This window comes from Geodermatophilus sp. SYSU D00742, assembly GCF_054049935.1.
In genome coordinates, this window is the sequence record NZ_JBJGYJ010000068.1 from 1 (window position 1) to 3,422 (window position 3,422).

Genomic DNA, 3,422 nt, shown 5'->3' on the forward strand with positions numbered 1-3,422 from the left:
CTTCAACCGAACACCCGGAGCGCGGCTCGTGTGGGTGTGTGGTCAAGCCCTCGGCCTATTAGTACCGGTCAGCTCCACGCCTTGCGGCGCTTCCACTTCCGGCCTATCAACCCGCTGGTCTGGGCGGGGGCCTTACCCGGTTGTTCCGGTGAGAGACCTCATCTTGAAGCGAGCTTCCCGCTTAGATGCTTTCAGCGGTTATCCCTGCCGAACGTAGCCAACCAGCAGTGCACCTGGCGGTACAACTGGCACACCAGAGGTTCGTCCGTCCCGGTCCTCTCGTACTAGGGACAGCTCTTCTCAAGTCTCTTACGCGCACGGCGGATAGGGACCGAACTGTCTCACGACGTTCTAAACCCAGCTCGCGTACCGCTTTAATGGGCGAACAGCCCAACCCTTGGGACCTACTCCAGCCCCAGGATGCGACGAGCCGACATCGAGGTGCCAAACCATCCCGTCGATATGGACTCTTGGGGAAGATCAGCCTGTTATCCCCGGGGTACCTTTTATCCGTTGAGCGACACCGCTTCCACATGCCGGTGCCGGGTCACTAGTCCCAGCTTTCGCTCCTGCTCGACCCGTCGGTCTCACAGTCAAGCTCCCTTGTGCACTTGCACTCGACACCTGATTGCCAACCAGGCTGAGGGAACCTTTGGGCGCCTCCGTTACATTTTGGGAGGCAACCGCCCCAGTTAAACTACCCACCTGACACTGTTCCTGATCCGGATCACGGACCGAGGTTAGACATCCAATTCGACCAGAGTGGTATTTCAACGGCGACTCCACGAACACTGGCGTGTCCGCTTCCCAGTCTCCCACCTATCCTACACAAGCCGAACCGAACACCAATATCAAGCTATAGTGAAGGTCCCGGGGTCTTTCCGTCCTGCCGCGCGTAACGAGCATCTTTACTCGTAGTGCAATTTCGCCGAGCCTGTGGTTGAGACAGCTGAGAAGTCGTTACGCCATTCGTGCAGGTCGGAACTTACCCGACAAGGAATTTCGCTACCTTAGGATGGTTATAGTTACCACCGCCGTTTACTGGCGCTTGAGTTCTGAGCTTCGCCCCGAAGAGCTAACCCGTCCCCTTAACGTTCCAGCACCGGGCAGGCGTCAGTCCGTATACATCGTCTTACGACTTCGCACGGACCTGTGTTTTTAGTAAACAGTCGCTTCTCACTGGTCTCTGCGGCCCCCCACCGCTGCCCCGTGCAAGACGGTTGACGGTCAAGGGCCCCCCTTCTCCCGAAGTTACGGGGGCATTTTGCCGAGTTCCTTAACCACAGTTCGCTCGATCGCCTCGGTATTCTCTACCTGACCACCTGAGTTGGTTTGGGGTACGGGCCGCTCGGAACTCGCTAGAGGCTTTTCTCGGCAGCATAGGATCATCCCATTCGCCTCAGTCGGCTATGCGTCAGGCCTCACCCTGATGCGACGCGGATTTGCCTACGTCGCGGGCCACACCCTTGCACCGGTACTACCACTCACCGGGAGGACTACCTTCCTGCGTCACCCCATCGCTTGCCTACTACCAGGTCGGATCCCAGCCTCCGCCCGCGCGCCTCACAAGGAGGCGCCCGAACATCGGGTGGTTAGCATCGCTGGGTTCGGCATGGGCGCTCCTTCGCGGGTACGGGAATATCAACCCGTTGTCCATCGACTACGCCTGTCGGCCTCGCCTTAGGTCCCGACTCACCCTGGGCGGATTAGCCTGGCCCAGGAACCCTTGGTCTTCCGGCGGGGGAGGTTCTCACTCCCCTCTCGCTACTCATGCCTGCATTCTCACTCGTATGGCGTCCACGGCTGGATTCCTCCGCCGCTTCACCCGCCATACGACGCTCCCCTACCCATCCACACACCTGGCCGGCATCCGCAAGGATGCCGACGGGCGATCGTGTGAATGCCACGGCTTCGGCGGTGTGCTTGAGCCCCGCTACATTGTCGGCGCGGAACCACTTGACCAGTGAGCTATTACGCACTCTTTCAAGGGTGGCTGCTTCTAAGCCAACCTCCTGGTTGTCTCTGCGATCCCACATCCTTTTCCACTTAGCACACGCTTAGGGGCCTTAGCCGATGATCTGGGCTGTTTCCCTCTCGACTACGAACCTTATCGCCCGCAGTCTCACTGCCACGCTCTCACTTACCGGCATTCGGAGTTTGGTTGACGTCAGTAACCTTGTGGGGCCCATCGGCCATCCAGTGCTCTACCTCCGGCAAGAAACACGTGACGCTGCACCTAAATGCATTTCGGGGAGAACCAGCTATCACCGAGTTTGATTGGCCTTTCACCCCTACCCACAGCTCATCCCCCAGGTTTTCAACCCTGGTGGGTTCGGTCCTCCACGCGGTCTTACCCGCGCTTCAACCTGGCCATGGGTAGATCACTCGGCTTCGGGTCTAGAGCACGCGACTGTGCCGCCCTGTTCGGACTCGCTTTCGCTACGGCTACCCCACACGGGTTAACCTCGCCACGTACCGCTAACTCGCAGGCTCATTCTTCAAAAGGCACGCAATCACCACCGCGCCACGAAGGCGACGGCCGGCTCTCACGGCTTGTAGGCACACGGTTTCAGGTACTATTTCACTCCCCTCCCGGGGTACTTTTCACCTTTCCCTCACGGTACTAGTCCGCTATCGGTCACCAGGGAGTATTCAGGCTTAGCGGGTGGTCCCGCCGGATTCACACCGAATTTCACGGGCTCGGTGCTACTTGGGAACACGTTCGGGAGGGACCGGATTTTCGTGTACGGGGCTCTCACCCTCTACGGCGACCCCTTCCAGAGGCCTTCCACTAACCACGGTCCTTTCTCACTCCCCGCATCCCCGGCAGAGGATGCAGAACGGTCCCACGACCCCGACCACACAACGCCTGCCGGCTATCACATGCGATCGGTTTAGCCTGATCCGCTTTCGCTCGCCACTACTCACGGAATCACGGTTGTTTTCTTCTCCTGTGGGTACTGAGATGTTTCACTTCCCCACGTTCCCTCCACACGCCCTATGTGTTCAGGCGCGGGTCACACCACATGACTGGTGCGGGGTTCCCCCATTCGGACATCCTCGGATCAACGCTCGGTTGGCAGCTCCCCGAGGCTTATCGCAGCCTCCTACGTCCTTCATCGGCTCCTGGTGCCCAGGCATCCACCGTGTGCCCTTAACAACTTGGCCACACAAAACCCCCCTCGAACCGGCTACCACCTCCAGGGCGGCAACCCCGCTCGACGGGGACCTACAAGAAACTCGCTACAGAGTTCAGTTAAAGATGCTCGCGTCCACTGTGCAGTTCTCAACGTACGACCAGTGACCCTTTCCACCGCACCCGCCAGACCCCCAGCCTCCGCACGCGGCGGACACCTGGGACGGTACGAGCACCGAAGAGCCCCGGCACCGAGACAACCGATCGACCCCGCACCGCGGGGCCG

Annotated in this window: 1 rRNA gene; it reads right to left on the reverse strand. The window is 59.8% G+C overall.

Annotation, left to right across the window (positions count from 1 at the left end):
• Positions 1-38: 38 nt before the first annotated feature.
• Positions 39-3,168: ribosomal RNA gene (locus tag ACI78V_RS22795) — 23S ribosomal RNA — on the reverse strand.
• Positions 3,169-3,422 lie beyond the last annotated feature (254 nt).